This window comes from Streptomyces carpinensis (genome assembly GCF_002154505.1).
Taxonomy (GTDB): domain Bacteria; phylum Actinomycetota; class Actinomycetes; order Streptomycetales; family Streptomycetaceae; genus Streptomyces; species Streptomyces carpinensis.
This window is the reverse complement of record NZ_MUBM01000109.1, coordinates 1-6,975: the sequence shown is the minus strand read 5'-3', so window position 1 is coordinate 6,975 and position 6,975 is coordinate 1. Positions and strand designations below refer to the sequence as shown.

At 73.2% G+C, this 6,975-nt stretch carries 1 protein-coding gene; it reads left to right on the top strand.

What is annotated here, in order from left to right:
- Positions 1–286: 286 nt before the first annotated feature.
- The coding region (locus BZY54_RS16435) for a type I polyketide synthase (RefSeq protein WP_143668065.1) at positions 287–6,975 on the top strand (6,689 nt) is incomplete at its 3' end.

Sequence of the window (6,975 nt, the reverse complement as noted above, 5' to 3'; positions counted from 1 at the left end):
CGCTCCCGAGGAGATCGAGAGCACCCGCATCACCACCCGCCTGCGAAGCCTGCTCGCACGGCTCACCGACGCCCTCGCCACGAGCGGCGAGAACGGCGCCGTAGGCGACCAACTCGAAACCGCCTCCGCCGACGACGTCTTCGCGTTCATCGACAACGAACTCGGCCTCTCCTGACGGGCGCACGCCCCGAAACCGACCCGAGCGATCCGACGTTCGGCGTTCGGCGTTCGACCACTCCGCATCCGTACGGCATTCGGCATTTCACAAGGACACGGTGGGACCACGATGGCCAAGGCCAATGACGACAGGCTCCTCGACTATCTCAAGCGGGTCACGGCTGATCTGCACCAGACCCGCCGACGGCTGCAGGAAGTGGAGAACCAGAACGACGAGCCCATCGCCGTCGTCGCGATGAGCTGCCGCTACCCGGGCGACGTCACCACCCCGGAAGACCTGTGGCGGCTCGTCGCCGAAGGACGCGACGCCATCACCTCCTTCCCCACCGACCGCGGCTGGGACCTCGACGCCCTCACCGGCACCGGTCCCGGCCAGGACTCCGGGGCCGGCACCAGCTACGTCCACGAAGGCGGCTTCGTCCACGACGCGCCCGCCTTCGACGCCGGGTTCTTCGGCATCAGCCCCAACGAGGCGCTGACCATGGACCCACAACAGCGGCTGCTCCTGGAGGTCTCCTGGGAGGCGATCGAACGGGCCGGCATCGACCCCGAGTCGCTGCGCGGCAAACCCGTCGGTGTCTTCGCCGGCTCCGGCATCCAGGACTACGAGTACCTGATCGGCGCCGCCGGCGAGGTCGCCGAGTCCTACATGACCACCGCAAACGCCGCCGCCGTCATCTCCGGCCGCATCTCCTACACCCTGGGCCTGGAAGGCCCCGCCGTCACCGTCGACACCGCCTGCTCGTCCTCGCTCGTCGCCCTGCACCTCGCCGCACAGGCGCTGCGGCAGCGCGAGTGCACCCTGGCCCTGGCCGGCGGCGTCATGGTGATGTCCACCCCCTCGCCGTTCGTCGCCTTCAGCCGCCAGCGGGGCCTCGCCCCCGACGGCCGCTGCAAGGCGTTCGCCGACGCCGCCGACGGCACCGGCTGGTCCGAGGGCGCCGGCATGATCGTGCTCGAACGCCTCTCCGACGCCCGCCGTAACGGCCACCCCGTCCTCGCGGTGGTCCGCGGCTCGGCCGTCAACCAGGACGGCGCGAGCAACGGCCTGACCGCCCCCAACGGCCGTGCCCAGCAACGCGTCATCCGCCAGGCCCTCGCCAACGCCAAGCTCGCCGCCGACCGCGTCGACGTCGTCGAGGGCCACGGCACCGGTACGACACTGGGCGACCCGATCGAGGCGCAGGCTCTCCTCGCCACCTATGGCCGGAACCGCCCCGAAGGCCGCCCGCTGTGGCTCGGCTCCGTCAAGTCGAACATCGGCCACGCCCAGGCGGCTGCCGGCGTCAGCGGCATCATCAAGATGGTCATGGCGATGCGGCACGGCGTCATGCCCAGGACCCTCCACGTCGACGAGCCCTCCACCCACGTCGACTGGACCGCCGGCGACGTGCGACTGCTGACCGAGGCCCGCGACTGGCCCCGCACCGACGAGCCCCGCCGCGCCGGCGTCTCCTCCTTCGGCGTCAGCGGGACCAACGTCCACATCATCCTGGAGGAGGCGCCGGACGCCGAGGAGGCGCTGGGCACGGAGGCGCCGGGCGGTTCGGCGTCGGGGGCTTCGTGGGCTCCGGGTTCGGGCGGCGGCTCGGTTTCGGGAGCCTCGGCTTCCGTCGGCTCGGCTCCGGGCGCGCCCGCTTCCGCCGCTGACCGGCCGCAGGCCGCCCCGCTGCCCTGGCCGGTCTCCGGACGCGGCGCGGACGCCCTGCGCGGCCAGGCCCGGCGGCTGCACACGCACCTCACGGACAGCGACACCGAGTCCACCCCTGTGGACCTGGCCTACTCGCTGGCCACCACCCGGGCCGCCCTGGAGCACCGCGCGGTGGTCCTTGCCCCGGACCGCGAGACCGGCGTGACGGCCCTCGCCGCACTGGCCACCGGGGAGACCCCCGCGGGCGCGGTGCGCGGGGTGACAGCCCAGGGCACGACCGCGTTCCTGTTCACGGGGCAGGGGGCTCAGCGGTTGGGGATGGGGCGTGGGTTGTACGACGCCTTCCCCGCGTTCGCCACGGCGCTGGATGAGGTGGCGGTTGAGCTGGACCGGTATCTGGATCGTCCGTTGCGTGAGGTGATGTGGGGTGAGGATGCCGAGGCACTGAACGCCACGGGGTTTGCGCAGCCGGCGTTGTTCGCCGTCGAGGTGGCCTTGTTCCGGTTGGTGGAGGCGTGGGGGGTGCGGCCGGATGTGCTGGTCGGTCACTCCATCGGTGAGCTGGCCGCAGCCCATGTGGCGGGAGTGCTGTCGCTGGCGGATGCGGCCAGGCTGGTGGTGGCTCGTGGACGTCTGATGCAGGCGCTTCCCGAGGGCGGGGCGATGGTTGCGGTGCAGGCGTCGGAGGACGAGGTCCTGCCGCTGCTCACAGACACGGTCTCCGTCGCTGCGGTCAACGGGCCGACGTCGGTGGTGGTTTCGGGTAGCGAGGACCAAGTACTCGCGATCGGTGAGTACCTCTCCGCGATGGGTCGTAAGACGAGTCGTCTGTCGGTGTCGCATGCGTTCCACAGTCCGTTGATGGAGCCGATGCTGACCGACTTCCGCGCTGTGGCAGCGGAGTTGACGTTCCACACGCCTGAGTTGGCGGCTGTTTCGACGGTCACGGGGGAGTCGGCGACCGGTTGGCAGTCTCCGGAGTACTGGGTGAACCAGGTCCGTGCCGCCGTCCGCTTCTCGGATGCGGTACGCACCCTGGAAGCCCAGGGCGTGGTCCGTTACGTCGAGCTCGGCCCCGACGGGGTTCTCGCCGGGCTGGCGCAGCAGAGCCTCACCTCGGACGAGGCGGTGGTGACGCCGGCGCTGCGCAAGGACCGTCCCGAGACCGAGACCCTGCTCACCGCCCTCGCCCAGCTGCACGTCTCCGGCCTGGACATCGACTGGGGCGCCTACTTCGCGGGCACCGGCGCCCGCCGCGTCGATCTACCTACCTACGCCTTCCAGCGTCAGCGCTACTGGGTCGACGGCACGGGCGCGGTCGGGGATCTTTCCGGGGCGGGGCTGATATCGGCCGAGCACCCCCTCCTTGGGGCGGTCGTGTCCCTCGCGGACTCCGGCGGTGTCGTGCTCACCGGCCGGCTGTCGGTCGCGGCGCAGCCGTGGCTCGCCGACCACGTGGTCGGCGGTTCCGTGGTGTTCCCCGGCACGGGCTTCGTTGAGCTGGCGATCCGGGCCGGCGACCAGGTGGGCTGCGAGCTGCTGGAGGAGCTGACCCTCCAGGCGCCGCTGGTGCTTCCCGAGCGGGGCCCGGTCGCGATCCAGGTGGAGGTGGGCGCGGCCGACGCCTCCGGCCGTCGCCCGGTGAGCGTGCATTCGCGCCGGGACGACCAGCCCGACCAGCCGTGGACGCTGCACGCGGACGGCGTGCTCGTCGCGCAGGCGATGCCCGGTGCGGCGTACGAGCTGGGCGCATGGCCCCCGGCCGGTGCCGTCCCGGTGGAGTCGGAGTCCACCGGCGGCATGGACGTGTACGAGACGCTCGCCGCCGCGGGGCTGCCCTACGGTCCGGCGTTCCGTGGCCTGGTCGGCGCCTGGCGCGCAGGGGACGTGGTGTTCGCCGACGTCGTCCTGCCGGAGAGCGCGCACGCGGATGCCGCCGCGTTCGGCATGCACCCGGCGCTGCTCGACGCGTCGCTGCACGCCGCCGTGCTCACGGACCGTTTCGTCGACGTCGAGGGCCCGGTGCTGCCGTTCGCCTGGTCCGGAGTACGGCTGCACGCTTCCGGTGCCACGCGGCTGCGGGTCCGTATCGCGCCAGCCGGTGCCGGTCTCTCGCTCGACGTGTGCGACGAGACCGGGCGGCTGGTGCTGTCCGTGGACACCCTCGTGCTGCGCGAGGTGTCCGCGCGGCAGCTGGCCGCGGCGCGGGCGGGCGGGCACGACTCGCTGTTCGGCCTGGAGTGGGCCGAACTCCCGCCGCCGGCCGGGGCCGCCGTGGCACCGGTCGCCGACTGGGACGAGCTGCCCGCCGACGGGCCCGTGCCGGACATGGTCGTCCTGCACTCCGTCCCCGGTACCGACACGGCCGCCGTGCACACGGCCACCGCACGGGTGCTCGGGGTGCTGCAGAGCTGGCTGTCCGACGAACGGTACGGCTCCTCCACCCTGGTGGTGGCCACGCGCGGCGCCGTCGCCCGGTCCGGCGAGGACGTCACCGACCTGGCGGGCGCGGCCGTCTGGGGCCTGGTGCGCTCGGCCCAGAGGGAGCATCCCGGCCGGTTCGTCCTGGCGGACCTGGACGGGGACGCGGACGTCGCCCTGGCCGCCGCCGTCGCGGGCGAGCCGCAGATCGCCGTACGCGGCACTACCGTGTACGGCGCCCGCCTGACCCGGGTCGTCGACGACCCGGAGCGGCAGGCGGCGCCCACCTCGTTCGGGAACGGCACCGTCCTGGTGACGGGTGCCACCGGAGCGCTGGGCGCGCAGGTGTCCCGGCACCTGGTCGCCGCGCGCGGCGTACGCAGCCTGCTGCTGGTCTCCCGGCGCGGCGCGCAGGCCCCCGGCGCGGCAGAGCTGGCCGAGGAACTGCGTGCGGCGGGCGCCGACGTCACCGTCGCGGCCTGTGACGCCGCCGACCGGCAGGCGCTGGCGGCGCTGCTCGACGGTGTACCGCTCACCGGCGTCGTCCACCTCGCCGGTGTGCTCGACGACGCGCTGGTCGGCTCGCTCACCCCCGAACTCCTCGACGCCGTCCTGCGCGCCAAGGCCGACGCCGCACTGCACCTGCACGAACTCACCGAAGACCGGGAACTGGCCGCCTTCGTCCTGTTCTCCTCGGCCACCGGTGTGCTCGGCGTCCCCGGCCAGGCCAACTACGGTGCCGCCAACGCGCTGCTCGACGCCCTCGCCGCGCACCGCGGCGCCCAAGGCCTCCCCGCGACGTCGCTGGCCTGGGGCCTGTGGGCGAGTGGCATGTCCGGCGGCCTCACGGAGGCCGACCTGCAGCGCATGGCCCGCACCGGTATCGGCGCGCTCACCGTCGAACAGGGCATCGAGCTGTTCGACCGGGCGCTGACCGTGGACGCGCCGCTCGTCGTGCCCATCCGGCTGGACGTACGGACCCTCGGCGCCGCGGGCGAGGACCTGCCGCCGCTGTTCCGCGACCTGGTCCGGGCCCGGCCGGCGCGCCGATCCGCGCTGACCGCCCCGGCGGCGGAGGCGAGCGCGCTCCAGCAGCGCCTGGCCGGACTCGACCGTGATGAGCGCCTGGAGGTGCTGCTCGGGCTGGTCCGCACCCAGGTCGCGGCCACCCTCGGCTACGCCGGTTCCGACGCCGTCGACGCCGACCGGGCCTTCAGCGAACTGGGCTTCGACTCCCTGACCGCCGTCGAGTTCCGCAACGCGCTCGGCGCGGCCGTCGACGTCCGCCTGCCCGCCACACTCGCCTTCGACTACCCCTCCCCGCGCGCCCTCGCCCGGCATCTGCTCGCCGAACTGTCCGGCAGGGACGAGCAGTCGGCGGCACCGGTGGGCACGGCCGCGCTCGGGGGCCAGGACGACGACCCGATCGTGATCGTCGGCATGGCCTGCCGCTACCCGGGCGGGGTGCGCTCCCCGGAGGACCTGTGGCGGCTGGTCTTCGACGGGGTCGACGCGATCTCCGACTTCCCCGGCAACCGCGGCTGGGACGTCGGCCGCGTCTACGACCCGACGGGCGAGCGGCCCCACACCACCTACGCCCGGGAAGGCGGGTTCCTGCACGAGGCGGGTGAGTTCGACCCGGCCTTCTTCGGCATCAGCCCCAATGAGGCCGCCATCATGGACCCGCAGCAGTTCCTGCTGCTGGAGACGGCCTGGGAGGTCTTCGAACGCGCCGGCATCGACCCGGAGTCGCTGCGCGGCAGCGCGACGGGCCTGTACGCCGGGATGATGTACCACGACTACCCGGCCAACAACAGCACCGGAGCCATCGCTTCCGGCCGGGTCTCCTATGTCTTCGGCCTGGAGGGCCCCGCGGTGACGGTGGACACCGCGTGCTCGTCGTCGCTGGTCGCCCTGCATATGGCGGCGCAGGCGCTGCGCTCGGGGGAGTGCTCCCTCGCCCTCGCCGGCGGTGTCGCCGTCATGGCCACCCCCGAGGTCTTCGTCGAGTTCAGCCGCCAGCGCGGCCTGGCCCCCGATGGCCGCTGCAAGTCCTTCGGCATGGGCGCGGACGGTACGGGCTGGGGCGAGGGCGTCGGCGTGCTGCTGCTGGAGCGGTTGTCGGACGCGCGGCGCAACGGGCATCCGGTGCTGGCGGTGGTGCGGGGTTCGGCTCTGAACCAGGACGGTGCGAGCAATGGTCTGACGGCGCCGAACGGTCCGTCGCAGCAGCGGGTGATCCGGGCGGCCCTCGCGGACGCCGGGCTGGGCGGCGGCGATGTGGACGCGGTGGAGGCGCATGGGACGGGGACGCGGCTGGGCGACCCGATCGAGGCGCAGGCGCTGCTGGCGACGTACGGGCAGGAGCGCCCGGTCTCGGGTGAGCCGTTGTGGCTGGGGTCGGTCAAGTCGAACATGGGTCATACGCAGGCCGCCGCGGGTGTGGCGGGTGTGATCAAGATGGTGATGGCGATGCGGCACGGTGTGCTGCCTCCCTCCCTCCACTGCGAGGAACGCTCCGACCAGATCGATTGGTCGGCGGGGAGTGTGGAGCTGCTGACCGAGGCGAGGGAGTGGCCGCGGGCCGGGCGCCCGCGCCGGGCCGGCATCTCCTCTTTCGGTATCAGCGGCACGAACGCGCATGTGATCGTGGAGGAGGCGCCGGGGGAGGCGGTCGCGGAGGGTGGTGTGGTCGCTCCTGCGGTGGTGGTGCCGTGGGTGGTGTC